Below are 25,483 nucleotides of genomic sequence, written 5' to 3'. Positions count from 1 at the left end.
ACAGAGTAGGATTGATAAACCAGCCATTCAATTTGCAGGAATGCACAGAACTGGTGCGAGCCCGGTCCTTAATTCAGACAAGACCCAGCCCGCGCGGCCAAAGCTGCGGGAAAAACGCCCCATCAATTCGATCACCTTCGCGATATCCTTCGGCTTCGAACTGCGCCCGTTCATCCTTGGCCCAATCCCCCCGATACCGAATCCTGCCATCCGGAGCGGTCATCCGCAGCGTAAACCGGCGCACCGTTTCCGTTGGGGTGACTGATGACAGCCCACCGTGCAAGGTGCGCATGTCGAAGAAGATGCAGTCGCCCAGATTCATATCCCATTGCAAAAGATCGAATGCTCCCGGATCGGCATTGACGTCAGGCGGCGGGTGATAGGTCAACCCTGCTACCTCGGTGGGTTCGTAGCTGGGATGCCCGTCGGCGAACCTGACCCGCATGAACAGCTTGTCCCACAGATGCGAGCCTTTGACGAAGGCGATACCGTTTTCTTTGGTAACCGGCTCAAGCGGCAACCACAGGACGCACATCGTGCCTTCGAAGTCGAAATAGGACAGGTCCTGATGAAACGGTGGACGCGAAGTTGATCCAGCCTCGCGCAGGAACCAGTTGTCCATGACAAGATTGATCGATGGTGCACCCAGCAACTGTGCGGCAAGCGGAGCACAAGGTGAGTTGTGAACGAATTGCGTGAATTGCGGGATTTTATTCCAAGCCCAGTAGTCCTCGAAATAGGCAGGTGCGCGAGGGTCCTTGGTATGGCGGGTGAAATTATCGGTTGGGCGGGCCAAATCCGCGTCGATGCCGTCTCGCAAAAGTGCCAGCCAATCCTCTGAGAACCTGGAGCGCAGCACAACCGCACCGTCGCGCTTGAACGCCTTGATTTCTTCGTCTGAGACAACGTCTTCGACAATCATAGTGCAGGACTCCCCGAACTGACGGATTTCAGGATGGCACCTGTGCGGGGGCACGGTCAAAGGAATTCACAATTTGTCACCCCCGCCGCGCGACCCCTCGGAAACTGAAACAATCGTGCTATCTTTCCGCTGAAAGGATGCCCGGCATTGTCGAGGCGTGGTGAAACACTTGAAAAGAGAGGTTTGCATGCCTGGTCTTACGTTCTCTCGTCGTTCTTTGGTTTTGGCGTCTGGGGCTGTTCTGGCAACGGGTGCGGCAGGCTTTTTGGTGCCCGCGCGCGCAAGTGGCGTGGCCCCCACCGCATCCATGCGCGGAGGGTCCAACAATTACCGTCCCGGCGCGCCCATCGTTGACCGGATTGGCGGCGGCGGGTTCTGGATGACCGGAACAGTGCGACGCGCCGGGGACGGTGCCCCCCTGCCCGGTCAACGCATCCAGATCTGGGCGCATACGACAGAAGGCCACGAGCGCGACCCGCAGAGCCACGGCGCAACTCTGACCGATGCCAATGGTGAGTTCCGACTGGAGATGCCGCAGATCGTACCCGCCTTCGGCCAACCACACGGCCATCTAGCTTATGACAGTGGTGAATTCGAAACGGTTTTCCTGCGCCCAATCATGGGTAGCTCCAAGGACAAAACCTTGGCCGCGCATTTCGTTCTGCAGCCTGCCTAACCACAGTGCGTCGAAGCCTAGTAATCTGGACCTTTGTGATCCTTGCCATGGCCGTACCGATTATCGCGGCCGCAGCCAGCCCTCTGCTGGCATGGCGTGAACCGATCTACATCACGGCCGGATTTGCCGGTGTTATTTCAATGTGTCTGCTGTTGTTGCAGCCGCTACTTGCGGGCCGTTTGTTGCCGGGACTGACCCCGGTTGCCAGCCGCCATTGGCATAGGTGGTGTGGGCTGGCATTAGTTGCAGCCATTCTGATCCATGTCGGTGGTTTGTGGGTCACCAGCCCGCCCGACGTTATTGACGCTCTGTTATTTGTTTCACCGACACCGTTTTCGGCTTGGGGTGTGATTGCGATGTGGGCCGCGTTCGGAGCCGCGTTTCTGGGTCTTTTTCGCAAGCGCCTTGGCTTAAGGTTTCGTGTCTGGAGGTTGGGTCATGCGAGCCTTGCGATTATCACCATTATTGGCAGCGTCGTACATGCCCTGATGATTGAAGGTACCATGGAGGTCATGACCAAGTGGGTATTGTGCAGTCTGGTCGTGTTGGCGAGCGTCGCGACGCTCGCCAAATTGCGGATTTGGCATATCAGGCGACCCACCTGAACAACACAGGGCCTGTGCCAACCCGACACTGGCTATGGTCCGGCGAGCCGTTTCGCGTAGGAAGCGCGGTTCATCTGAACGTCTTGCACTGTGATACTGCCAACCTCGGGCAAGGCCGCCGACAAAACCTTGAGAATGTCGGCGTTAAGCTCAGAGCGCGTCGCCTCGTCACGACCCTGCATCAGCAGAAGCGTGGCATGGACAAAGCTTTGGGGATCAGTGCCGATACGGTAGTATTCTACCGGAATGGCGCGGATTTTTATCGTTTCAGCGTCGAATTCACGATGTTCAGCCAGCAAGGCAAATAGCTGATCGCAAATTGCCTGAACATCATGGACCTGCTCTATGCCTTTCGAAAACTCCAGCGTGACATGAGGCATGGTGGGCTCCGTTCAGACGCCCAGACACCAGCGCATCACGGCCTTTTGCGCGTGCAGGCGGTTTTCGGCCTCATCGAAGATGACCGAGTTGGGGCCGTCCATCACTTCGGATGTCGCTTCTTCTTCGCGGTGGGCAGGCAAGCAGTGCATGAACAGCGCGTCCGATTTTGCATGTGACATCAGCTCGGCGTTGACCTGATAGGGGCGCAGCATGTTGTGGCGACGTTCCTTGGCGGACTGGGAATCGTGCATTGAAACCCAGGTATCGGCGACCACCAGATCGGCACCCTCAACCGCTTTATACGGGTCTCGTTCGACCACGATTTTCGAGCCCTTTTGACGGGCAAGCCCCATAAACTCTTCTTCCGGATCAAGCTGGGCCGGGCCGGTGAAAGTGAAATCAAACCCGAACTGACCCGCAGCATGTAGGAACGAGGCGCAAACATTGTTGCCGTCGCCGGTCCAGACTACTTTCTTGCCCGCAATCGGACCGCGGTGTTCCTCAAACGTCAGCACATCCGCCATGATCTGGCAGGGATGGGTGCGGTCAGTCAGGCCGTTAATGACTGGCACGTCCGAGTATTCAGACATCTCGGTCAGAATGGTCTCATCGAAGGTCCGGATCATGATCATGTCGACATAGCGCGACAGGACGCGGGCGGTGTCAGCGATGGTTTCACCGTGGCCCAACTGCATGTCTTTGCCCGACAGCACCATGGTCTGCCCCCCCATCTGACGCACGCCTACGTCAAATGACACGCGCGTTCTGGTAGACGGTTTTTCGAAGATCAGCGCGACCATACGGTCTTTCAGAGGCTGTTCGTCATCAAGTGCTGCCTTTGCGCGACCCAGGCGCGCCTGTTTCATAGCGCCCGCCTGATCAATCATGGTCCGCAGATCGCCCGCGTCGGTTTTATGGATATCGAGGAAATGGTTCATTTCAGTTCACTTTTCATTCGGGTGTGTCTTAGGCCGAGGCCATTGACTCTTCGACCTGCGCAGCGGCTTTGTCGAGGCGGATCAGGGCTTGTGCGATATCGTCTTCTGTCAATGTCAGGGGCGGAAGCAGGCGGATCACGTTATCGGCAGCGGGGACGGTAATGACCTCATTGTCATAACCGGCGTTGACCATGTCGATATTGGGCGCTTTGCACTTCAGGCCCAGCATCAGTCCTGTTCCGCGCACTTCTTCGAAAACCTCCGGGTGCTCGGCGATTAGCCCTTCGAGCTTCTGGCGCAGCATCCCGGCCTTGCGGTTGACGCCCTCTAGGAATGCAGGCGTTGCCACCTGATCAATGACGGCGCAACCCACGGCACAGCCCAGCGGGTTGCCACCATAGGTAGAGCCATGCGTGCCTGCCGTCATACCGCTGGCGGCGTCTTCCGTGGCCAGAACAGCACCCAGAGGGAAGCCGCCGCCGATGCCTTTGGCGACCATCATGATGTCCGGGGTAATTCCAGCCCATTCATGGGCGAACAGCTTGCCGGTACGACCTACGCCACATTGCACCTCATCGAGGATCAAAAGCAGGCCGTTGTCATCGCAAATCTGGCGCAAGGCTTTGAGCTCCGCGTCAGGGACGGGACGGATGCCGCCCTCGCCCTGCACGGGTTCGATCATGATCGCGGCGGTTTTATCGGTGATCGCATTGGTGACGCCATCGAGGTCGCCAAACGTGACATGAACAAAGCCCGGCAGCAGTGGACCGAAGCCCTTGGTCATCTTCTCAGACCCGGCAGCGGCAATACCAGCCGACGACCGGCCGTGGAACGAGCCATCAAAGGTGATGATCTCGACCCGTTCAGGCTGATCCTTGTCATAGAAGTACTTACGGGCCATTTTCACGGCCAGTTCGCAAGACTCAGTGCCCGAGTTTGTGAAGAACACGGTATCGGCAAAGGTGTGCTCGACCAGTTTGTCGGCCAGCGCCTGCTGCTGCGGGATGTGGTAGAGGTTTGAAACATGCCACAGCGCGTGCGCCTGTTCGGTCAGGGCATTGACCAGTGCGGGGTGGGCATGGCCCAGCGCATTCACCGCGATCCCCGCGCCCAGGTCCAGAAAACGTCGGCCATCCGCCTCGGTCAGCCAGGCGCCTTCACCCTTCACGAAAGTCAGGGGCGCGCGGTTATAGGTCGGCAGAACGGACGGGATCATGGGATCATCCTTTTCAGGTAGTTTGAGCCTTGTGAGTGATACACTCGGCCTGTGTTCGTCAACTGATTTGGTGGAAATTGCGCCGATTTGAACAGCGCAAATAGATCAAAGAGGCCGGTTACGCGGCGAAGCGTCGGCGTCGGAGTCGCAGGATATGTGCGTTTTTGATCATGAAAAGCCGTATAGCTGTGCGACCGTCCCCTGAAAACCCTGAAATTGACAACCAGTGAAAATACTTGGCGCGACGCATTTGCCGCTTGCCATTTGACATGCGCTGACGCACCGCTGACATATGTTTGTCGCCAAAGCCCACAATCCGCCTCTTGCGGCCGTGCTGATCACCGCCGCCAGTGCGTTGCTGGCCGGGACCACCCTGCTGGCCAAAGCCTTGGGAACGGACACGTTGGGTCCCGCGCTGCATCCAATGCAGATCAGCCATGGGCGGTTTCTGTTTGCCTTTATCGTGATCGTCACCGCCGTCGGCGTGATGCGGCCGCGCCTGCAGCGTCCGCATTGGGGCCTGCATATTGGGCGTACAAGTTTCGGCTGGGTCGGCATTACGCTGATGTTCGCCTCGGTCGCATTCATCCCGATCGCGGATGCGACGGCGATTTCATTTCTGAACCCGGTCTTTGCAATGGTGTTGGCAATCCCGCTGCTGAAAGAAGGCGTCGGCCCTTGGCGGTGGCTGGCGGCAGCGGTGGCGCTGGCTGGGGCGTTGATACTGTTGCGCCCGACACCCGATAGCTTTCAACCTGCCGCTCTTCTGGCACTGACCGCAGCCGCAGTCATCGGGATGGAGTTGATATTCATTAAGAAACTCTCGGGTCGTGAAATCCCAATCCAGATCCTGCTAATCAACAACGCAATGGGCCTGACGATTGCCTCTGTCGCGGTGAGCTTTGTTTTTCAGATGCCCACCTCAGAACAATGGGCGGCGCTGGCGGGTATTGGCGCGCTGATGGCCTGCGCACAGGCGTGTTTTGTGAACGGTATGGCGCGGGCGGACGCCTCATTTGTTGCCCCGATCAGCTATGCGACGCTAATTTTCGCCGCTTTCTACGATTTCGCGATATTCGGCGTGATTCCGGACGGGATCAGCATGATCGGCTCAGCCATAATTCTGACCGGCGGACTTATTCTTGTCTGGCGTGAAGCGCGGGCGCGGCAAGCCTGAAACTCCAAAAACTTTTCCTGACATGGCCCGGGGGCGACCTGTATGTCGCAAACCCGGAAGAACGCGGATTGATCCGGCGCAATGTGGTCTCAGTTGATTTGAGAGTTTACCCATGCACGAACGCCGTATCCCCGAATGGGTGCGCCATGCCCCAGCACCGTCAGTCCGCGACTTTGGTATCCTTGCCGGGTTCGAGGCGATTGTCCGCGGCATTCTGATATCGGTCTTTCCACTAGCCATGTATCGGGCGCTGGGTGATGCGTCTTCGGTATCGTTCCTGTATTTTCTGGTCGGCGTTATCTCGTTGATTGCGGGGCTGATGGTGCCGTTCCTGATCCGCTTCATACCGCGCAGATGGGCGTACACCGCCGGTTGCCTCATGTTCATCGGCGGTGCCCTTCTGGCGATTGAGGGCAGCCCGGCGGCGGTGGTCGGTGCGCTTGCCCTGAACACGGTCGCGACAGTGGTCACGTTCATTTGCTTCAATGCTTATGTCCTAGATTACATCAGCAAAATCGAGCTGGGCAAATGCGAGACCAGCCGCATGTTTTACAGCGCCCTCGGCTGGGCAGGCGGCCCGATGGCCGGCGTCTTATTGCTGGAGGTATGGCCCCCTGCCCCGTTTGTCATCAGCGCGGTGGCAGGTGCAGTCATGCTGATCCAGTTCTGGCGCATGCGGTTGGGCAATGGCAAGTTGATCACCAAGGCGCGGGGCACCGCGAAAAACCCGCTGGCCTTTCTGCCGCGCTTCTTTGCGCAACCCCGTCTGGTCGCGGGATATCTTTTCGCCATGATCCGATCCTGCGGCTGGTGGATCTACGTGGTGTATCTACCCATTTTCGCCATTCAAAACGGGCTGGGTGAGCAACTAGGCGGCATCCTTCTGTCCACCACCAACGCGATGCTGTTCGCGGCTCCGCTGATTCTGCGCTGGGTGCAGGGGCGTTCGATTCGCACAGCAGTCCGCGTGGGTTTTGCTGCCTGCGGAACCTGCTTTGTCACCGCTGGAGCCATCGCGGGTTGGCCGGTTGCGGCGGTTGTGGCGTTGGTTCTTGGGTCCATCTGGCTAATCGTTCTGGACATTTGCGCCGGTCTGCCTTTCCTCATGGCAGTGAAACCATCCGAACGCACCGAGATGTCAGCTATCTACTCCAGTTACCGCGACGTTTCCGGCATTCTGACACCCGGAGTTGCATCACTGGTCCTTCTGATCTCACCGGTCGCCGGGGTATTCGCAGTCGGAGGCTTGGCCTTGTTCGGGGCCTGGGCCGTGGCCGCAAACCTGCACCCCCGATTGGGAAAGCCCAGATTGACTTTTCAACCCGGTTCACTGGCCGAGACAAGTTAAGCCTTAAGGCGATACCCCGTTCGCAGCATCTGCCAGGTCAGCGCACCGACCAACAGCGTGGCACCGGTGCATACTGCTATTCCCAACCAAGGTGAGCTGTCGGACACACCGATCATCCCGTACCGCAGGCCGTCAATAAGATAGAAAACCGGATTCACATGACTTAGGCGGTTCAAAACCGGAGGCAGCGCCTGGACCGAGTAAAACGTACCCGACAGGAAAGCCAATGGTGTCACGATGAAGTTCGTGATGGCCGCCATCTGATCAAACTTGTTGGCAAAAATACCGGCAAACAGGCCCAAGGCCCCCATGAATGCGCCACCCAGAACTACGAAAATCAGGGCAAACAACGGGTTTTGCGGGTTAATTCCCAAAACCAGCGCAAGTGCGACTGCAACCACACATGCGATCAGAACACCACGCGCGACCCCACCTGCCAGATAGCCCAGCAGTATCTCAAGCGGGGACAAAGGTGGCATCAACGTATCGACGATGTTTCCCTGCACTTTGGCGATCACCATCGAGGATGAGGTGTTGGCGAACGCATTCTGGATCACGGTCATCATCATGATGCCCGGCGCCAGAAAGGTCAGGAACGGCACCCCCATCACATCCGGACGCCCTGGACCGATAGCGATATTGAAGATCAGCAGGAACAGCCCAGCCGTCACAAGCGGCGCCAACAGGGTTTGAGTCCAGACCGCTAGAAACCGCAGAGTTTCACGCTGGGCCAACGTGTAAAGCCCCATCCAGTTAACTGTTCCGAAACGCCGTTCGCTCTGATCTGCGGAAATCTGCATCACCTGCCCTCATCCTGATTCGAGAACCGCTTGTAACTCGGCCCGCAGTGATTAAAATAGGGGGCTGAGACGAATTCCCAAGGCGGCCCGAATCCGGGGCCGCTTTCCGCTTTTGAAAGGCAAATGATGTCCTGGACTGACGAGCGCGTAGAACTGCTGAAGAAAATGTGGGGCGAGGGCCAGTCGGCCAGCCAGATCGCCAAAGAACTGGGTGGCGTAACCCGCAACGCGGTGATCGGCAAGGTACACCGTCTGGGTCTGTCAAATCGCGCAACCGGTGCCTCGCCGGCTAAATCCGAACCCAAGGAAAAACCGGCACCCGCGCCCAAGGCCGAGGCCAAGCCGAGGCCCGCGCCCAAGACCGAACCGGCGCGCCCGGCCCCGGCACCTACTGCTGAGGCAAAGCCTGCTGTTCCGGCCCGCCGCCAGATCATTCCGGCCGGTCAACCGCTGCCGCCACAACCATCTGCCAATGAAATCAGCCCCGAGGCATTGGCCAAGGTCAACGAGGTCGAGAAAAAGGCCAAGAAGCTGACGCTGATGGAACTGACCGAAAAGACCTGCAAATGGCCCGTAGGCGACCCCGCGACCGAGGATTTCTGGTTCTGCGGCCTGCCGGTTGAAGCGGGTAAACCTTATTGCGAAGCGCATGTTGGCGTGGCGTTCCAGCCAATGAGCTCGCGTCGAGATCGTCGGCGGTAGGTGCTTTGTGGTGAACGCTGGTATTTGCGGCGTGGCACTGACAACTTGATTTCTTAACTGACCACCCATCGCAAGGCGCGTGGTTAGTTTTTTTTAACCCGAGAGATTCTGCTATTCAACCAAGGTTGAGATACAAGGCCCTATTCTTCGCCTATGCTGTGCTGATCTTTACTGCCTATATGCAGCCGTTAGATCCGCAATTGTTCGAACCACACACGGACAGAAATTCCCTGCTATTGTTCATTCAAGGCTTGTTTCTGCTCGTTTGGTTCATCCCTGCCACACCCATATGCATTGGCGGACTTGCCTTGCTGGGACTGTGCCCAATCCCGCGTCCTCTAGCGGTATTTCTGGCGATCTCGTCAGTTGTGATTGGATTGCTGCTGACACTGGCATCCGGCGTGCTCGCCCTATCTTCGGACACTCAGCTATTACATGGGATCAGCTTAACGATCGCAATTGCATCGAGTTTTCTCATTTGGTCGGGTCGTGATGGGAAGCCAAATCCATCATGGATTGCAAAAATCGGGATATCGATCTCGACTCTGATCGCGTTCTGGTCCCTGCTGACGATTCCGATGCTCTTGTTGCAAGCACGGTTGATCGCGGACGGTTCACCCTATTGCATCGCCGAACATTCAGAGAATTCTCCGATAGAAGCCCTGCACGGGCTACGTGGATTCTCATTCTACACAACAAAAACCGGGTACAAATCGACGTCTGAATGGTACTTTCACGGTTTGATGATCGTAGATCATCCCGACGATCAAAGGGTTTACAATTGGTCTCCAAGACATTGGCGTTTCGATCTTGTAGAACGCCCGGATGCACCGATCGAACCGGTCAGAAACGTCTGCGTTCCAAAGTAAGTTCTACTGCGCAGGGTGCGACGGCAAATCCGGCATCGGCACCCAGCGTGGTAATTCATCCGGCGAGACCGAGACATGGAGCTTCTCTGACCGGTCGCGGCCCACCTTCCGATGCTTCCGCAGCAGAAAAATCTTGCCCCAACCACGCCAAGTTCCAACAGAACGGGCAGAGGTATCCGTCGGGAACTGATCACGCCAGCCTTCGGGTAGCGGCAGACCATGCAGTTCTGCCTTATCCAGCATCCAGACCAAAGAGATGTTACTCAGCGGACGCGCCTCTTCGAACCCGTTCAACTGGCCACCGACATCGCCATGTGTGCCGCGAAACCAGACCTGTTCGACATGACCTTTGAATTCCGGGGTACATTTCCACAACACCGGCTCGAACACCTCACGGGTCTCGTCCAGTGCCATGGCGTGATAGCCGTGGCGCGTCGCCGGGCCAAGCTGGTGAGTGTGAAAGGCGTGACGCTCCTCGGCCCAGCGCCACAGCAGCGGCAGACGCATGCCCAGCGCTTTGACCGTGTCCCAAACCCCGACCATCTCGATCGCCACATCCTCGTGGCAGAACTGCCGCCGGAATTCGGCCGCGGCCGAGCCGCTGGCATTGCATTCATAGTGCCGATAGGCCTGCTTGATGTTGCGAACGGTCGCATGTTCAGCCTTGAGCAGACCGATCATATCGATCACGCCAGCAAGGCTGCGCACACCGTAAGCGCCGCGTGAATAGCCGATGAAATAGATACGGTCGCCGGGTTTGTAGCGTGAGGCGAGATAGCCATATGCGCGGCGGATCTGGCGGTTGATCCCGCGCCCCATCATCACGTCCAGCGAGGATTTCCAGCTTTCCCACTGTACACCGGATTCGTAGAAGACGGACACTTTGCTGCCCATTTCGCGGCACAGTCGCAGGGTCTGGCCCGCATGGGTTTCGTAGCCCGGCTCAAGCGTCGACATGGTGCCGTCCAAGATAATCACATGGCTGACGGGTTCGCGGTGAAGCGCCTCGGCAGAGTGCTCGGACCGTAAAGGCCGCCCGAGCCATCCCAGAACCTTTTTACTCAGCCGCGTTAGAACCATCGTTCAGCAATTCCCATACTTTATGAGGTGTGAAAGGCATATCCGCCTGCCGCACCCCGTAATCCCAGAGCGCATCCTGAACCGCGTTTGCCACAGCGGCCAGCGCGCCGACGGTGCCGGCCTCTCCGCATCCTTTCATCCCCATCGGGTTGGAAGTTGACGGAACCGGCGCCGAGGTAAACTTAATCATGGGTATCTCGGCCGCGCGGGGCAAGGCGTAATCCATCAACGAAGCCGTGAGCAGTTGCCCCTGCGCATCATGCACAACGTGTTCCGTCAGCGCCTGACCAATGCCCTGCACCACCCCGCCATGCACTTGCCCCTCGGCCAGCATCGGATTGATAAGGTTACCAAAATCATCAACGATAGTATAACGATCCACCCATGTTTCGCCTGTGAAAGAATCGATCACGATTTCGGCAACATGTGCGCCATTGGGATAACTCCGCGCATCCAGATTGGCGCTGGCCTCATGGCTCAGCAGGTCGGCGCGCCCATCGGCGCGGGCCATCTCCGCAGCCTCGGTGAGCGTCGGCGTCAGGTTTGATCCCGGTGCGCGGAAGGTTTCATGGTCGAAACGCACATCACTTTCCTCCTCTCCCATTTTATCCGCCAGATACGGCGTGAATGCGGCGATCATGACGTCAATTGTCGCCAGCGTGGCCGTACTTTGCACCGTGACTGAACGTGACCCGCCAGTCCCGCCACCATGTGGCAACTGATCGCTGTCACCCTGGACCACATTGATCTGGTCCATCGGAACTCCGGTCTGGTCTGACAGGAAATGCGCATAGACCGTCTCATGCCCCTGCCCGTTCGATTGGGTGCCGACATAAAGGTTCACCGTGCCATCCTCGCAGAACTCGACTTTCGCGTTTTCCGAAGGGTCACCCAAAATGCTTTCGATATAGTAACACAAGCCGCGCCCCCGGATCAGACCACGTTCCGCATCTGCAGTTTTTCGCGTCGTGAACCCTTGGGTCTGGGCATATGCACGGGACAGGACCATATCGAAATCACCCACGTCATAGATTTCGCCGGTCGCGGTTTTGTAGGGGAAGTTTTCCGGCCGGATGAAATTCCTGCGGCGCAAATCCCAAGGATCGACGTCCAGTTGGCGCGCGGCGCGATCCATGACACGTTCCAGAACATAGATTGCCTCGGGCCGCCCTGCCCCCCGATAGGCGTCGACTTGCGTGGTGTTGGTATAGAACCCCTCAACCCGCAGATACGTCGTTTGAACGTCGTAAACCCCCATTAACACCTTGCTGAAAAGACTGGTCTGGATCGCTTGCCCGAAATGACTGCTATACGCACCCAGATTTACCTTGCTGTGCACCCGGTAAGCCGTGATTTTCAGGTCCTCGTCAAAGGCGAGTTCAGCCAATGAGGTCAGGTCGCGACCGTGATGATCCGACAGCATCGCCTCGGATCGGTCAGACATCCAATGAACAGGCTGCCCGAGTTTCATCGCAGCAACTGAGACGCAAAAATACTCAGGATATGGCATGACTTTCATGCCGAACCCGCCGCCCACATCGGGGGTGGTAACACGGATCGCCTCGGGTTCCAGTTTTAGCTTTTGCGCCAACTGCCCCCGCATCGCCCAGACGCCTTGCCCACCATAGGCAAAGTGCAAACGTCCATCGACCCAATTGGCCTGACATCCCCGTGGCTCGATTGAGGTGATGATCACGCGGTTGTCGGCCACATCCAGCGAAACGGTATGCGCGGCAGCCTGAAAGGCGGCATCGGTTGCTGCTTCATCGCCCAACCCCCAATCAAAAGCACGATTGTCGGCGACCTGATCATGCAGTGGTTCGCCACCGGCTACGACATCCAGTTTTGCCGGCAGATCATCCGTGTCCATCCAGATCATCTCAACCGCATCTCGCGCCTGCAATAGCGTGTCTGCGATCACGACAGCCACAGGTTCGCCGACAAATCGGACGCGGTCTTGGGCCAGCATATGCCTGTCAGGCGCAAGGGTCTGAGAGCCATCGCGGTTCTGCACAGTTGCTGCGTTCATCACAGTGTCGATCCCCGCAGTCGAGAGATCATCCAGCGTCATGACAAGGCGCACCCCTTCCGCCTCACGCGCGGCATCCAGATCCAGCGCCGTGATCCGACCATGGGCAACCGGGCTGCGAAAAAAGGCCGCGAACAGAGCGCCTTCGGGTACATCATCGTCTATGTATCGTCCGTGCCCGGTCAGAAACCGCTGATCTTCTGTCCGTTTGACGGGCTGGCTTTTGCCGAACTTTTCCATGCGATGATCCTCCTGCGATGGCGACCGTAGCCCAGCCCAAGGCGATGTCCAGTCGAACAGACAGCTTCCCCGTATCTTGCCAGTCATTTTTTGGTTAACCTACAGGTCATGACAAGGGCACATGACAGCGTATTTCCGTTCACCGCCCTGCTGACTAGAGGCAGCGAAGCCACCCACGACGTGAATGTCGGTGGCGACGTCCGCGCGGGCATGGCACGGAAAGGCCACGGCCTAGTCATGCGCTACGCCGATGACAAACTTGCCTCAGAAAGGCATATAGGCGCCCTGAAGGATGCTTTCGATGATCATCTTGAGACGGTGGAATTTGACGGCAACGACCACTCATTGCTGACGCTGGATTTCCATGAACCGGCCTACCAGCGTGTTCAGGTCTACTTTCGCGCGCGCTTTGCCCGGGCTGAATAACATACAACCCTTCCCCTTCCCTTACGCATTCGCTATTGCAGGCGCTGACCCGAATTTGTTGACGCAGGACGCATCCTATGGCGATGGAAAAGACATTCAACGCGGCCGAGGCCGAGGCCCGCATTTATGAGGCCTGGGAACAGGCCGGGGCCTTCAAGGCAGGCGCGAACAGATCGCGCGACGAAAGCTTTACCATCATGATCCCGCCGCCCAACGTAACGGGCGCATTGCATGTGGGCCACGCGTTCAACAACACCTTGCAGGATATCCTGACCCGCTGGCACCGGATGCGCGGCTTCGACACGCTTTGGCAGCCCGGTCAGGACCATGCCGGTATCGCCACCCAGATGCAGGTGGAAAAGATGCTGGCCGCCACCCAACAGCCCAGCCGAAACGAGCTGGGACGTGAGGCGTTTCTTGACAAGGTTTGGGAATGGAAGGGCGAATACGGCGGCACGATCATCGAGCAGCTGAAACGTCTCGGCTCATCCTGCGACTGGTCGCGAAACGCCTTTACCATGGCGGGCGCACCGCGTGATCCGCGGACCGGGCACGAGAACTCGGCCAACTTCCACGATGCCGTCATCAAGGTCTTCGTCGATATGTACGAAAAGGGCCTGATCTATCGCGGCAAGCGGCTGGTCAACTGGGATCCGCATTTTGAGACCGCGATCTCGGACCTTGAGGTCGAGAATATTGAGACGCCCGGTCATATGTGGCACTTCAAGTACCCTCTGGCTGGTGGTGAGACCTATACCTACGTCGAAAAGGACGAGGATGGGAACGTCATCCTCGAAGAGGAGCGCGATTACATCTCGATCGCCACGACCCGCCCTGAAACCATGCTGGGCGACGGCGCGGTGGCCGTTCATCCGTCGGATGAACGGTATGCGCCAATCGTTGGGAAACTCTGCGAAATCCCGGTTGGTCCGAAAGAGCATCGCCGCCAGATTCCGATCATCACCGATGACTACCCCGATCCCGATTTCGGCTCGGGCGCGGTGAAGATCACTGGCGCGCATGACTTTAACGACAACATGGTCGCCAAGCGCGGCGGCATTCCGATGTACCGCCTGATGGACACCAAAGGTGCGATGCGGGCAGATGGCGCGCCTTACGCCGAAGAGGCGGACAAGGCGCAGGAATACGCACGTGGTCGCGCGTTCACCGAGAACGAGATCGACGCGATTAACCTCGCTCCCGACCATCTGCGGGGTCTCGACCGGTTCGAGGCGCGCGCGAAAGTGGTCGAAGAGATCAACGCCGACGGTCTGGCTGTGATGACCCGTGCGGATGACCCGGTTCTGGGCACCAAGCTGGGCGAAGATGACGACCCGTCTGCACTGGTGCCGCTGGTCGAGAGCAAGCCGATTATGCAGCCCTTCGGCGACCGCTCGAAAGTTGTGATCGAGCCAATGTTCACCGATCAGTGGTTCGTGGATGCCGAAAAGATCGTCGGCCCCGCGCTGGATGCGGTTAAGGACGGCACGGTCAAGATCATCCCTGAGTCGGGCGAGAAGACCTATTACCACTGGCTGGAAAACATCGAGCCCTGGTGCATCTCGCGCCAGTTGTGGTGGGGGCACCAGATACCGGTTTGGTATGGTCTCGACCTGTCCGCAGAAGACTTCATCGATGACGAAGATGATGGTGACCTGGATCTGGTTGAACTGGGCCGGTTGCTGAATGAAGGTGGCATGCTGCACCGTGGCAATGTCATGGAATGCGCAACCAGCTTGGATGCAGTCACCGAGAAATTCCTGGACGACAACGCCAACATTCCCAGCCCGCTGAGCCACGCATCTGTTGTTGAAGTTTCAGACAAACACGAGGCGATCCATCGGTTTGCTGAAAGTCTCGCTCAGTATGCGGTCGAACAAGACCCAACCAATCTGATCTATCCGGTCTGGCGCGACCCCGACGTCCTCGACACCTGGTTCTCCTCCGGCCTCTGGCCGATCGGCACGCTGGGATGGCCCGAACAGACCGAAGAGATGGAGCGCTATTTCCCGACTGATGTGCTCATCACCGGCGCAGATATCCTGTTCTTCTGGGTCGCCCGGATGATGATGATGCAACTGGCCGTGGTAAACGAGATACCGTTCCATACCGTCTACCTGCACCAGCTCGTTCGCGACGAGAAGGGCAAGAAGATGTCCAAGACCACCGGCAACGTCATCGACCCGCTTGAGATCGTGGACGAATTCGGCGCCGACGCGCTACGGTTCACCAACGCCTCGATGGCAGCAATTGGCGGTGTGCTGAAGCTGTCCCGTGAACGCATCACCGGCTATCGCAATTTTGGCACCAAGCTGTGGAATGCTGTCCGCTTTGCCGAGATGAACGAGGTCTTCACCGACGCCGTTCCTCAACTGAACGTGGCTGACCTGAAGCCCAAAGCTGCGGTGAACCGCTGGATCATCGGCGAAACCGCACGTGTGCGGGAAGAGGTCGACGCGGCGCTGGAAAGCTATCGCTTCAACGACGCGGCCAACGGGCTTTATGCCTTTGTCTGGGGTAAGGTTTGCGACTGGTACGTGGAGCTGTCCAAGCCACTGCTGCAAGGGGACGATGCCGAGGCTCAGGCCGAAACCCGCGCCACGATGCGTTGGGTTCTGGACCAATGCATGGTCCTGCTGCACCCGATCATGCCGTTCATCACCGAAGAGCTGTGGGGCTTGACCGGCGACCGCGCCAAAATGGCCGTCCACGCCGATTGGCCAACCTATTCTGCGGTCGACCTGATCGACGCGGATGCGGATCGCGAGATGAACTGGGTGATCTCGGTGATCGAAAACACCCGCTCGGCCCGTGCACAGATGCGGGTTCCAGCCGGCCTCTATGTGCCGATGCTGGTGACCGAGATCGACGCCAATGGCCAAGCCGCGTGGGACCGCAACGAGGCGCTGATTAAACGTCTGGCGCGGATCGACAGCCTGACCAAAGCGGATGAGCTGCCTAAAGGTACGATCTCGATTGCCGCCCCCGGCGCATCTTTCGGCCTACCATTGGCGGATATCATCGACATTGGCGCGGAAAAGGAACGGCTGGAGAAAGCCAAGGGCAAACTGGCCAAGGAACTGGGCGGTCTGCGCGGGCGTCTGAACAACCCGAAATTCGTGGCCTCGGCCCCGGAAGAGGTTGTCGCGGAAGCCAAAGCCAACCTTGCCGCCCGCGAAGAGGAAGAGGCGAAACTGGACGAGGCGCTGGCCCGTCTGGCCGAGATCGCCTGATTTTCCTCTTTTTGTAGGTTCTCGAATTCCCCAAACCCGCCGTTTGCTCGGCGGGTTTTTGTTATGCGGTGACGCATTTCAACTTGTTTTCATCCGCTTCCAATTGTTAGCAAGTTCTGCAGACAGCTCCGAGGACTTCATGGCGCGCCCTTTCCCTCCTGTGCAGACAATTTCGACCGGGCTTGTGGTGGCGGTCGTAGGGTTTTTCAGCTCTTTCCCGATTGTGCTGCAGGGCCTTGTTTCAATGGGTGCTTCAGAAGCTGAGGCTGCATCCGGTTTGATGATGGCAGCAGTTGCAATGGGTGTGACGGCGATCGTGGTCAGCCTTTGGTACCGGCAGCCGATCAGCGTGGCATGGTCAACACCCGGTGCCGCCCTTCTGGCGGTTTCGGCGACCCCATTGGTCGGATTTTCTGATTCGGTTGGTGCATTTCTTTGCGCCGGAGCCCTGACGGTTGTTGCCGGAATGTGGCGTCCACTTGGACGGCTTGCGGCCGCTATCCCGACAACACTCGCGCAGGCCATGCTGGGCGGGGTTTTGCTGCCCTTGTGCATCATTCCCTTCAAGGCGGCAGTTGAGCTGCCCTGGCAAGCGCTGCCGGTCATTCTGACGTGGTTTATCGCCGGGCGGATCAATCGGTTGATCGCAGTTCCTGCCGCAGTGGTTACCGCGGCAATCGTCGTTGTATTGAACGCCGTTGACGGTTCGGTCCAGCCCGAACATCTGGTCGCCGCCCCTGTCTGGACCATTCCAACATTCTCGGTCGCATCGGCGATCGGGATCAGCATCCCGCTGTTCATCGTCACCATGGCTACGCAAAACATACCCGGCATCGCCGTCATGCGCAGCTTTGGGTATGCGCCAATTGCTGGCAAGTTGTTCTCAGCCGTCGGAGGAGCCAGTATTCTGTCTGCCCCCTTTGGCGCTCCGGCCACGTGCCTTGCCGCGATTACCGCTGCGATGTGTTCAAACGAAGACAGCTACCCGGACCCGAACCAGCGTTACTGGTCAGCGGTTATGGCAGGCCTATTTTACTGCGTCTTTGGCGTCTTTGCCGTGGCGATCACCGGGTTCGCGGCCCACGCCGACCCATTGCTCATGGGCACTCTGACCGGCATTGCCCTGATCGGTGTGATGGCAAATGCGACCTTTGCTGCATTAGAAGTTCCCGCCGAACGCGAAGCGGCGATTCTGACATTCGCCATAACCGCATCAGGAATCACCGTCTTCGGCCTGGGCGCTGCAGTCTGGGGTTTGGCCGCAGGTGGTATCGCCTATCTGGTTACCAACCGATCCAGATGACAGCTTTCCCCCGCTGTGCTGGTCGAGTAGTATGAACCTATGTTTGGATCGCTCGGAAAACTGGTCGAACGCCAGATCAAAAAGGCGCGAGCCGAAGGTCAGTTAGAGGGGCTGGAGGGCGAAGGCCAGCCGCTGCCTGACCGTTCGTCCGAGGCACAGACCGATCCGGCCGTCGCCGCCGGTCATCGGATCATGGCGCAAGCAGGCGTTCTTCCCGAAGAGTTCAGCATCAAGAAAGAGTTGGATGCCGCGCGCAAAACCTATGCGTCGCAGTCCGACGCTGACGAGCGTAAGGTGACTATGGCTAAGATCGCCGAGCTTGAGATGAGATACAATATGGCCCGCGATGCACGACGGGCTTTTATGCGTTAATTGCCGGGCGTAAATGCCTTGCTTGACACGGAAATCGAGTTTCCCGACGGATCCTTGGCATTCGCGAAACTGTAGCCGTCCGCCGTGTGGATCGAACCAAATTTCAGCCCGTGCTGCGCGGCTTGTCTGCAAAACCCAGCAACGTCCACGACATCAAAAACAATTTTGACCGCTGCTTACCCCTGCCGGGCGGCCTTGCTGGCCGGATGCAACAACAAGCGCAAGCCGTTTTCGTCCGGCACAAGCTCTACAATCCGGTCCCCTTCGAGTTGGCGGGCAGCATAACCAAAATGCGTCTCATAGAAATGCACCATCTTGTCGATATCCTTGGTGTACAGGATCAATCGTGTGACAGGCGCCGAGATCATTTGAACTCTGGCTTGCGACCTTGCAAATTCGCCGCAATGACCTCCATCTGATCCGGTTTGCCGATCAGCTCCGCCTGCTCTGATGACTCCTCCAGCAGCACCTCTGTGCGAGGCTTGGCTTCCGCAACCTCTATCAGGCGCTTGGCCGCGCGGATGGCCGAAGGGCTTTGACCAGCGATGTCTTCGGCCAAGGCCAATGCCTCGGTCAGTGGGTCATCCGACAGTTTGGTAACCAGCCCCCAGTCCGCCGCCTGCGCGGCACCGATGGGGCGGGCCGAATAGGTCAACAGGCGTAAAACATCCGACCGGACCAGCTTGGGCAGCAGAACCATCCCGCCCATGTCGGGGATCAGACCCCACTTCATCTCCATCACGGCGAATTTAGCCTCGGGATGTGCTATCCGGATGTCAGCGCCCAGCGCAAGTTGCAAACCGCCGCCATAAGCAACACCCTGAATGGCACAAATGACGGGAACGGGCACGCGTTGCCAAACCAAGGCAACTTCCTGCACTTCATTGGCGTCCTTGTGGCTGCGGGTCATCAACCATTCGGTCGGGTCCGTTTGCGCCATGCTCGCAAAGCTGGCCATGTCCAGACCCGCGCAAAAGCTTTTGCCTTCACCCGATAGCACCACCGCACGGGCATCCGAGGCAGCGACCTCCTGCCCCGCAGAAATGATGGCCTTTATCATCGCATCATCCAGCGCATTCATCTTGTCGCCGCGCGTCAGAGTTACGTGCGCGATGTGATTTTTGTATTCGACGGATACTCGTGACATCTCAGGCCTCTCAATTCCGGTTAGGGGTACAATGCCCCGATGGATCAGGCAGTTCCACCTCAACGTTAGGGCAGATTTGACGCAGGCATGCGCCCGAACCAGGGCGAATCCAATGTCATGACGTAGAAATGTCCCCCGGCCAACTTGCCACCCGTGGTGATGCCCAGCCGACCCCCGGGGTCTTGCAAGGTCTGCAGGATGTTCCCGTCGCCGTCAAACTGCACCATCATCCCGCGATGGATCGGCGCAGGCCGCACCGTCGGCCCCAGTCGCCAGATCACCTTGCGCAAGAACGGGTATGGCATCAGTGCCTCGCTCGGCACGCGCGGGCTGGCAAATGCCATCCAATACGTACCATCGCCCTGTGCCTCGATGTTGTCGGGATAGCCTGGGAGATTGTCCATCAGGACCTCTTGCTGCCCGACCTTCGGGCCTGTCAGCCAAAGCTTGTGCACTCTGGCGCGCCCGGTTTCGGCGATCAGCAGAAAATCCTCACTCGGCGACAATGCGACGCCGTTCGTATAGACAAAGCCTTCGGCCAGTTTCTCGGTCGTGCCATCGGGCGCGTGGCGGGCAACGTAACCTGTGTCCGATTGCTCCCAGATGGTCAGAACCGAGGTCGGTTTGGTTCCACCCATCGTTTCTGGATCGAACCGATCAGACGAGTTTGAGAAATAGATCGCCCCGTCCTGCGCCACGTCCAATTGATTGGCATAGATCACTGGCGCGCCGTCTATCTCGGACACGACTGGCTGCAGCGTTCCGGGGCCGGTCCATCGCATGATGCCGCGGAAGCTGTCGGCGATGTAAAGCACCCCATCCGGACCGACCGTCAGGCCCAAGGGCCGACCACCGAGGTCGTCAACTTTCACCGGGACCTCGCCGTCTATCTGGTATAGAGCCCCGGACAGGCTGGTCGTGTAGACGGACCCGTCGGGCATGATGGCAATGTCTTCGGGGCCTTTCTCACCGTCAGGCAACGAGATCAGCTCCAGCTGGTCCAACGCATTGTTCTCCGCAAAGTCACCAGTGAAACCCGGTGCTTCGGGTGGGGTCCATGCCACCGGTTGAACCGGGACCGGCCAGAAAACCAGATAGGCGAGGCCGACAATCAACAAGCCCAAAACAATGCGCATGCGCGCTCCTCCCTTTAATCGTTACGCGAACAATGCGGAGCAGCATCCTGCAACGCAAGCTTGCCTGTCGTATGACCTTACGTTTATCTGCCCCCATGACAGAGCCACGCTATACCCCGCTTGCCCAATCCCTGCCTGCAACTGTGCCGTTTGTTGGCCCCGAAACGCAGGAACGCCAGCGTGGCGCGCCATTTGTGGCGCGGCTGGGCGCAAATGAAAGCGTGTTTGGGCCCTCTCCGCGCGCCATAGCGGCAATGACAGAAACGGGGATCTGGATGTATGGCGATCCGGAAAACCACGATCTGCGTGCCGCATTGGCGGATCACCATGGGGTCGGGTCGGAAAACATCGTGGTTGGCGAAGGCATTGACGGGCTGTTGGGCTACCTAGTGCGGCTACTGGTCGGATCCGGGGACGCGGTTGTCACCTCAGATGGGGCATACCCGACCTTCAACTACCATGTGGCAGGGTTCGGGGGGACACTCCACAAGGTGCCATATCGCGACGACCACGAGGACCCGGCGGCGCTGTTTGCCAAGGCACGTGAAGTGGATGCCAAGCTGGTGTATCTGGCCAATCCTGACAACCCGATGGGTAGCTGGCATTCCGGAGCGGATATCGTGGCGGCGCTAGACGATCTGCCCAACGGGTGTTTGCTTGTATTGGACGAGGCCTATGTGGAATGTGCGCCTGAAGGCACCGCCGCCCCTGTGGCAGCAGACGATCCGCGGGTGATCCGGATGCGAACTTTTTCCAAGGTGTACGGCATGGCGGGCGCGCGGGTTGGCTATGCCATCGGCGCACCCGGCCTGATTTTAGCCTTCAACAAGGTGCGCAACCATTTCGGAATGAACCGAGCCGCGCAGGCCGGTGCGCTGGCCGCACTGAAGGATGCAGAGTGGCTCAATCATGTTCAGACCAAGATTACCGAAGCGCGTGACCGGATTGGCCATATTGCACGAGAGAATGGTTTAGCGCCCTTGCCCTCGGCCACCAACTTCGTTGCCATTGATTGCGGGAAGGATGGAGCCTTTGCCAAGGCGGTTCTGGACTCGCTGGTTGCGCAGGGCATTTTCGTGCGTATGCCCTTTGCCGCCCCGCAAAATCGCTGCATCCGCGTCAGCTGTGGCGAGGCAGCCGATCTGGATGCTTTTGCCACAGCATTGCCAAAAGCGCTTGCCGAGGCGCGGCGTTAGGTCTTCGACGCAAGCACCGCAGCTGCAGCTTCTAATGCGCCTTTGCCGCGAGGGATATCTAGTGCGGCCATGGCTGTTTCCACACCGCCCAACGTAGCCATAACCATCTGGCCGTTGACGTGACCCATATGGCCAAGACGGAAGCATCCGTCCCAGTCGTCCATCCCCAGACCAATACCAAGGGTCAACCCCAGTTGGTTTTCAGTGAACTTGCGCAATGGCGTGCCGCGCTCCTCGGTCAGTCGCAAGGCGGTGACAGCGTGGCTGCGATGTAGACGATCAGCGGAATTCAGATGCAGCGCGCCACCTAGCGCCCAAATTTCACACGCTTCCCAGATCGCCGTGGCAAGGCGTTCGTGACGCGCCCAAACCTGTTCCATCCCCTCGGCATGGATCATGTTTAAGGCCGCGCGCAAACCGTAGAGGTGATGGGTTGGCGCGGTGCCATTAAAATACTGATAGAACAGCTCGGGGTTGGATCGTGGCTGCCAGTCCCAGTATTGCGATACACGCGGCATAGCGGCACGCTTGGCCTGTGCTTTGTCATTGAAGAAGACAAAGCCGGTGCCAGCGGGTGTCATCAGCCCCTTCTGACAGGCCGTAACTGTGACGTCGACGCCCCAGGTATCCATTTCGAACCGGTCACACCCCATCGAGGCAATGCAATCCGCCATCAAAAGCGCCGGGTGGCCCAGATCGTCCAGCAAAGCGCGCAGGGCTGGAATGTCGTTCCGGATTGAACTTGAGGTGTCCACATGAACGGCCAACACCGCCTTGATCTTGTGGGCCTTGTCGCCACGCAACGCCTCGGCAATACGGTCGAAGTCCCATGCTGTGGACGAGCCGAAGTCGATCAATTGAACCTTGGCGCCGATACCCTCGGCCATCTCGGCCCAGCCATGGGTAAATCGGCCAGATGCGGGGGCTAGAACCGTTTCACCGGGTGCGATGACGTTGGACAGCGCGGCTTCCCACGTTCCGTGGCCGTTAGAGATATAGATTGCAACGCTATGCTCGGTCCGCGCCACGCGGCACAGATCGCGGGTCAGCGACGGCATCATCTCGATCAGCTCGCCCTCGTAGATATTCGGTGACGGGCGGTGCATGGCTTGCAACACCGCATCCGGGATGACCGAAGGTCCTGGAATCGCCAGATACTCGCGCCCTTGCGCCAGGGAAATGGGGTCTATCATGGGATCAACCTGTATGAATTGACGCCCACCCTAGCGCAGCTTTAAGCGGCGTCAATCCATCAGCTCGGAGGCCGCGCGCGCAAGGTTTTCGATACCGGCCCAATCCCCATCAATGACCATCTTTTTCGGCGCAACCCAGCTTCCGCCCGCGCAGACCACATTGGACAAGGACAGGTAATCCTTTGCATTTTCGGGGGACACACCACCGGTCGGGCAAAACTTGATTTGCGGCAACGGTGCGCCGATCGCCTTCAACGCCGGTGCACCACCCGATGCTTCGGCCGGGAAGAACTTGAGCATGTCATAGCCCTTTTCCAACAGACACATCGCCTCACTGGCTGTGGCGGCGCCGGGCAACAAGGGCAGGCCTTCGGCCTCGCAAGCCGCGATCAGAATGTCGGTGGCACCGGGCGAGACCCCGAATTGCGCGCCTGCCTCTTTCGCGGCGCGCACATCTTCGGGCGTCACCAAAGTTCCTGCGCCGACGACGCCGCCCGGCACATCCGCCATCGCGCGGATCGCGTCCAGCGCGGCGGGTGTACGCAGAGTAACCTCAAGCGCGGGGAGGCCACCTGCGACAAGCGCCTCTGCCAATGGTCGCGCCTGAGCCGCATCATCGACGACAAGGACAGGAACAATGGGCGCAAGTGCGCAGATTTCACGCGTGCGTTGGGTTTTGGACATGGGTCAAACTCCGAAAATACTGGCGCCGGTGTCTGCTGATCCGACATTTTGGCGGAAGGTAGCGAACAGGTCACGCCCCACGCCGTGTTGGTTGGCCGACAGATCAGCAGTGGCAGGCGCACGGTCCAGAACCCCGGGGGTGACAATCTCCAACTCACCCTTCACCGCATCGACGCGCAAGATGTCGCCATCCTGCAGGTAAGCGATCGGCCCACCATCGAGCGCCTCGGGGCAGACATGGATCGCCGCAGGGACTTTTCCGGACGCGCCGGACATACGACCATCGGTTACAAGCGCCACCTTTTGCCCACGGCCCTGCAAGATCGACAGGATCGGCGTCAGCGAGTGTAGCTCGGGCATGCCATTTGCTTTGGGTCCCTGGAACCGGACAACAACGATGACGTCGCCTGTGAACTCTCCAGCCTTGAACGCGGCTTTCGCCTCATCCTGATCATGGAACATGCGTACAGGTGCTTCGACAACCTGATGTTCCGGGGCGACGGCCGAAACCTTCATCACGCCGGTGCCCAAATTGCCAGTCAGGCGCGACAACCCACCAGTGGGTTGGAACGGGTCTTTCGCCGGGCGGACGATTTTTTCGTTCAGGCTGTGGCCAGCTCCGTCTTCCCAAACCAGCTCACCGTTCTTCAGCTTCGGTTCTTTGGTATAATTCTGCAGCCCCTGCCCCGCGACGGTTAGAGTGTCGGGGTGCAGCAGCCCGTCTTCCAGTAGCGTTCCAATGCAGTACCCAAGACCACCCGCTGCGTGGAAGTGGTTCACATCTGCCAGACCGTTCGGATAAACCCGCGCAACCAAAGGCACCACGGCGGAAATGTCAGAAAAATCCTGCCAATCCAACACGATACCACCTGCGCGCGCCATTGCGATCAGATGGATCAGCAGGTTGGTCGACCCACCCGTGGCCATCAGACCCACGATGCCGTTCACAAACGCCCGCTCATCCAAAACCTGATAGACTGGTGTATAGTGGTTGCCCAGCGCACTCAGCGACAGGGCGCGGCGCGCGCCTTCTTCGGTCAGTGCGTCCCGCAGAGGCGTGTTGGGATTCACAAAGCTGGAGCCCGGCAGGTGCAGGCCCATGAATTCCATCAGCATCTGATTGGTGTTCGCGGTGCCATAAAAAGTACAAGTGCCCGGTCCGTGATACGCGGCCATTTCAGCGGCCATGAGTTCGTCGCGGCCGATCTCTCCTGCGGCAAATTTCTGGCGAATCTTGGCTTTTTCATCGTTGGGCAGACCGCTGGTCATCGGTCCTGCTGGCAGGAAAACAGCGGGCAGATGTCCGAACGCCTGTGCACCAATGACCAGACCGGGCACGATTTTATCACAGACGCCCAGGAAAACGGCCGCGTCGTAGGTGTTGTGGCTCAGCGCCACTCCGGTCGCCAGGGCAATCACGTCGCGGGAAAACAGAGACAACTCCATCCCCGCCTCGCCTTGGGTGACCCCGTCACACATGGCTGGCACGCCACCCGCAACTTGTGCGGTGCCACCTGCGGCTCGGATCGCATCGCGGATCAGGCCGGGATAACGCTCGAACGGCTGGTGGGCGGAAAGCATGTCGTTATAGGCGGTGACGATGCCCAGATTACCGGCCGTATCAGTGGCCATAGCTTGCTGATCCTTACCCGCACCGGCATAGGCGTGGGCTTGGCCGCTGCAAGACAAATGCGCGCGCGCCGGTCCCTTAGACCGGGCATGTTCCATACGTTCAATATGCGGGCCGCGCAGTTCGGCGCTGCGGTCGATGATGCGTTGAGTGACGTCGGTGATGACTGAATGTACCATG

24 protein-coding genes are annotated in these 25,483 nt (G+C 58.7%); 11 read left to right on the top strand and 13 right to left on the bottom strand.

From position 1 onward, the window contains the following. Positions 1 to 73 precede the first annotated feature (73 nt). A complete protein-coding gene (locus tag AC2FFP_RS16435; RefSeq protein ID WP_496844740.1) occupies positions 74 to 922 on the bottom strand; it encodes a phytanoyl-CoA dioxygenase family protein in 849 nt (282 codons plus the stop codon). Positions 923 to 1,109: 187 nt separating this feature from the next. Between AC2FFP_RS16435 and AC2FFP_RS16430 the strand changes: the two genes are divergently transcribed. Beyond that, on the top strand, positions 1,110 to 1,598 hold the full coding sequence (locus AC2FFP_RS16430; RefSeq protein ID WP_496844739.1) for a twin-arginine translocation pathway signal: 489 nt from the start codon (positions 1,110 to 1,112) through the stop codon (positions 1,596 to 1,598). Between the two features lie 47 nt (positions 1,599 to 1,645). Beyond that, on the top strand, positions 1,646 to 2,203 hold the full coding sequence (locus AC2FFP_RS16425; RefSeq protein WP_496768204.1) for a ferric reductase-like transmembrane domain-containing protein: 558 nt from the start codon (positions 1,646 to 1,648) through the stop codon (positions 2,201 to 2,203). A 32-nt stretch (positions 2,204 to 2,235) separates the two neighbouring features. Here AC2FFP_RS16425 and AC2FFP_RS16420 read toward each other — a convergent pair whose 3' ends face one another. Genes AC2FFP_RS16420 through AC2FFP_RS16410 form a run of 3 tightly spaced genes read right to left on the bottom strand, consistent with a single transcriptional unit; the run spans position 2,236 to position 4,738 of the window. Next, on the bottom strand, positions 2,236 to 2,583 hold the full coding sequence (locus AC2FFP_RS16420) for a 5-carboxymethyl-2-hydroxymuconate Delta-isomerase (protein ID WP_496844738.1): 348 nt from the start codon (positions 2,581 to 2,583) through the stop codon (positions 2,236 to 2,238). 12 nt (positions 2,584 to 2,595) lie between these two features. Next, on the bottom strand, positions 2,596 to 3,522 hold the full coding sequence (gene argF, locus AC2FFP_RS16415) for an ornithine carbamoyltransferase (RefSeq protein ID WP_496844737.1): 927 nt from the start codon (positions 3,520 to 3,522) through the stop codon (positions 2,596 to 2,598). Between the two features lie 28 nt (positions 3,523 to 3,550). Then, positions 3,551 to 4,738 carry an aspartate aminotransferase family protein gene (locus tag AC2FFP_RS16410; RefSeq protein WP_496768199.1) on the bottom strand — a complete coding sequence of 396 codons (1,188 nt, stop codon included), beginning with the start codon at positions 4,736 to 4,738 and terminating at the stop codon, positions 3,551 to 3,553. A 292-nt stretch (positions 4,739 to 5,030) separates the two neighbouring features. Here AC2FFP_RS16410 and AC2FFP_RS16405 point away from each other — a divergent pair, with 292 nt between their 5' ends. After that, a complete protein-coding gene (locus AC2FFP_RS16405; RefSeq protein WP_496768198.1) occupies positions 5,031 to 5,915 on the top strand; it encodes a DMT family transporter in 885 nt (294 codons plus the stop codon). 112 nt (positions 5,916 to 6,027) lie between these two features. Next, positions 6,028 to 7,263: an MFS transporter gene (locus tag AC2FFP_RS16400; protein WP_496844736.1), complete on the top strand. Its 1,236-nt coding sequence runs from the start codon at positions 6,028 to 6,030 to the stop codon at positions 7,261 to 7,263. Here AC2FFP_RS16400 and AC2FFP_RS16395 read toward each other — a convergent pair. Beyond that, positions 7,260 to 8,063, bottom strand: coding sequence for an ABC transporter permease (locus AC2FFP_RS16395; RefSeq protein WP_496844735.1), 804 nt, complete (start codon positions 8,061 to 8,063; stop codon positions 7,260 to 7,262). The two genes, AC2FFP_RS16400 and AC2FFP_RS16395, sit on opposite strands and share 4 nt — an antisense overlap. Before the next feature lie 126 nt (positions 8,064 to 8,189). On the opposite strand from AC2FFP_RS16395, the gene AC2FFP_RS16390 reads away from it, so the two are divergent. Both AC2FFP_RS16390 and AC2FFP_RS16385 read left to right on the top strand, forming a co-directional pair. Continuing rightward, positions 8,190 to 8,765 carry a GcrA family cell cycle regulator gene (locus AC2FFP_RS16390; RefSeq protein WP_496844734.1) on the top strand — a complete coding sequence of 192 codons (576 nt, stop codon included), beginning with the start codon at positions 8,190 to 8,192 and terminating at the stop codon, positions 8,763 to 8,765. Positions 8,766 to 8,890: 125 nt separating this feature from the next. Continuing rightward, the gene (locus tag AC2FFP_RS16385; RefSeq protein WP_496881243.1) at positions 8,891 to 9,634 is read left to right on the top strand and encodes a hypothetical protein; all 744 of its coding nucleotides are present in this window, start codon (positions 8,891 to 8,893) and stop codon (positions 9,632 to 9,634) included. A 3-nt stretch (positions 9,635 to 9,637) separates the two neighbouring features. Here the strand turns inward: AC2FFP_RS16385 and AC2FFP_RS16380 are convergent, their stop codons facing one another. Together AC2FFP_RS16380 and AC2FFP_RS16375 are read right to left on the bottom strand one after the other, a co-directional pair. Next, a complete protein-coding gene (locus AC2FFP_RS16380; protein WP_496768192.1) occupies positions 9,638 to 10,714 on the bottom strand; it encodes a T6SS phospholipase effector Tle1-like catalytic domain-containing protein in 1,077 nt (358 codons plus the stop codon). Beyond that, positions 10,692 to 12,983, bottom strand: a complete 2,292-nt coding sequence (locus tag AC2FFP_RS16375) for a xanthine dehydrogenase family protein molybdopterin-binding subunit (protein WP_496768190.1) — start codon at positions 12,981 to 12,983, stop codon at positions 10,692 to 10,694. The genes AC2FFP_RS16380 and AC2FFP_RS16375 overlap by 23 nt, the downstream gene beginning before the upstream one ends. A 108-nt stretch (positions 12,984 to 13,091) precedes the next feature. Between AC2FFP_RS16375 and AC2FFP_RS16370 the strand changes: the two genes are divergently transcribed. The 4 genes from AC2FFP_RS16370 (at position 13,092) to AC2FFP_RS16355 (ending at position 18,317) form a co-directional block, all read left to right on the top strand. Then, positions 13,092 to 13,409: a hypothetical protein gene (locus tag AC2FFP_RS16370; protein WP_496881242.1), complete on the top strand. Its 318-nt coding sequence runs from the start codon at positions 13,092 to 13,094 to the stop codon at positions 13,407 to 13,409. Positions 13,410 to 13,486: 77 nt separating this feature from the next. Beyond that, positions 13,487 to 16,642: a valine--tRNA ligase gene (locus AC2FFP_RS16365; protein ID WP_496881241.1), complete on the top strand. Its 3,156-nt coding sequence runs from the start codon at positions 13,487 to 13,489 to the stop codon at positions 16,640 to 16,642. A 139-nt stretch (positions 16,643 to 16,781) separates the two neighbouring features. Beyond that, a complete protein-coding gene (locus AC2FFP_RS16360; protein ID WP_496768183.1) occupies positions 16,782 to 17,945 on the top strand; it encodes a benzoate/H(+) symporter BenE family transporter in 1,164 nt (387 codons plus the stop codon). A gap of 39 nt (positions 17,946 to 17,984) precedes the next feature. After that, on the top strand, positions 17,985 to 18,317 hold the full coding sequence (locus AC2FFP_RS16355) for a DnaJ family domain-containing protein (RefSeq protein ID WP_496726024.1): 333 nt from the start codon (positions 17,985 to 17,987) through the stop codon (positions 18,315 to 18,317). Positions 18,318 to 18,493: 176 nt separating this feature from the next. Here AC2FFP_RS16355 and AC2FFP_RS16350 read toward each other — a convergent pair whose 3' ends face one another. From AC2FFP_RS16350 to AC2FFP_RS16340, 3 genes are all read right to left on the bottom strand, one after another. Beyond that, positions 18,494 to 18,685 carry a VOC family protein gene (locus AC2FFP_RS16350; RefSeq protein ID WP_496881240.1) on the bottom strand — a complete coding sequence of 64 codons (192 nt, stop codon included), beginning with the start codon at positions 18,683 to 18,685 and terminating at the stop codon, positions 18,494 to 18,496. Next, positions 18,682 to 19,464, bottom strand: a complete 783-nt coding sequence (locus AC2FFP_RS16345) for a crotonase/enoyl-CoA hydratase family protein (protein ID WP_496726022.1) — start codon at positions 19,462 to 19,464, stop codon at positions 18,682 to 18,684. The genes AC2FFP_RS16350 and AC2FFP_RS16345 overlap by 4 nt, the downstream gene beginning before the upstream one ends. A gap of 65 nt (positions 19,465 to 19,529) precedes the next feature. Continuing rightward, on the bottom strand, positions 19,530 to 20,600 hold the full coding sequence (locus AC2FFP_RS16340; RefSeq protein WP_496768177.1) for an SMP-30/gluconolactonase/LRE family protein: 1,071 nt from the start codon (positions 20,598 to 20,600) through the stop codon (positions 19,530 to 19,532). Between the two features lie 95 nt (positions 20,601 to 20,695). On the opposite strand from AC2FFP_RS16340, the gene AC2FFP_RS16335 reads away from it, so the two are divergent. After that, positions 20,696 to 21,796: a pyridoxal phosphate-dependent aminotransferase gene (locus AC2FFP_RS16335; RefSeq protein ID WP_496736778.1), complete on the top strand. Its 1,101-nt coding sequence runs from the start codon at positions 20,696 to 20,698 to the stop codon at positions 21,794 to 21,796. Here AC2FFP_RS16335 and AC2FFP_RS16330 read toward each other — a convergent pair. The 3 genes from AC2FFP_RS16330 to edd are packed head-to-tail and all read right to left on the bottom strand — an operon-like array spanning position 21,793 to position 25,482. Next, positions 21,793 to 22,989 carry a pyridoxal-phosphate-dependent aminotransferase family protein gene (locus AC2FFP_RS16330; protein ID WP_496881239.1) on the bottom strand — a complete coding sequence of 399 codons (1,197 nt, stop codon included), beginning with the start codon at positions 22,987 to 22,989 and terminating at the stop codon, positions 21,793 to 21,795. The genes AC2FFP_RS16335 and AC2FFP_RS16330 overlap by 4 nt on opposite strands. 51 nt (positions 22,990 to 23,040) lie before the next feature. After that, a complete protein-coding gene (locus AC2FFP_RS16325) occupies positions 23,041 to 23,673 on the bottom strand; it encodes a bifunctional 4-hydroxy-2-oxoglutarate aldolase/2-dehydro-3-deoxy-phosphogluconate aldolase (protein WP_496844725.1) in 633 nt (210 codons plus the stop codon). Between the two features lie 3 nt (positions 23,674 to 23,676). Then, positions 23,677 to 25,482: a phosphogluconate dehydratase gene (gene edd / locus AC2FFP_RS16320; protein ID WP_496844724.1), complete on the bottom strand. Its 1,806-nt coding sequence runs from the start codon at positions 25,480 to 25,482 to the stop codon at positions 23,677 to 23,679. Position 25,483 lies beyond the last annotated feature (1 nt).

Source organism: Ruegeria sp. YTSC004, assembly GCF_059609805.1.
The sequence above is the reverse complement of the archived record's forward strand: the minus strand, read 5'-3'. Positions and strand labels throughout refer to the sequence as shown.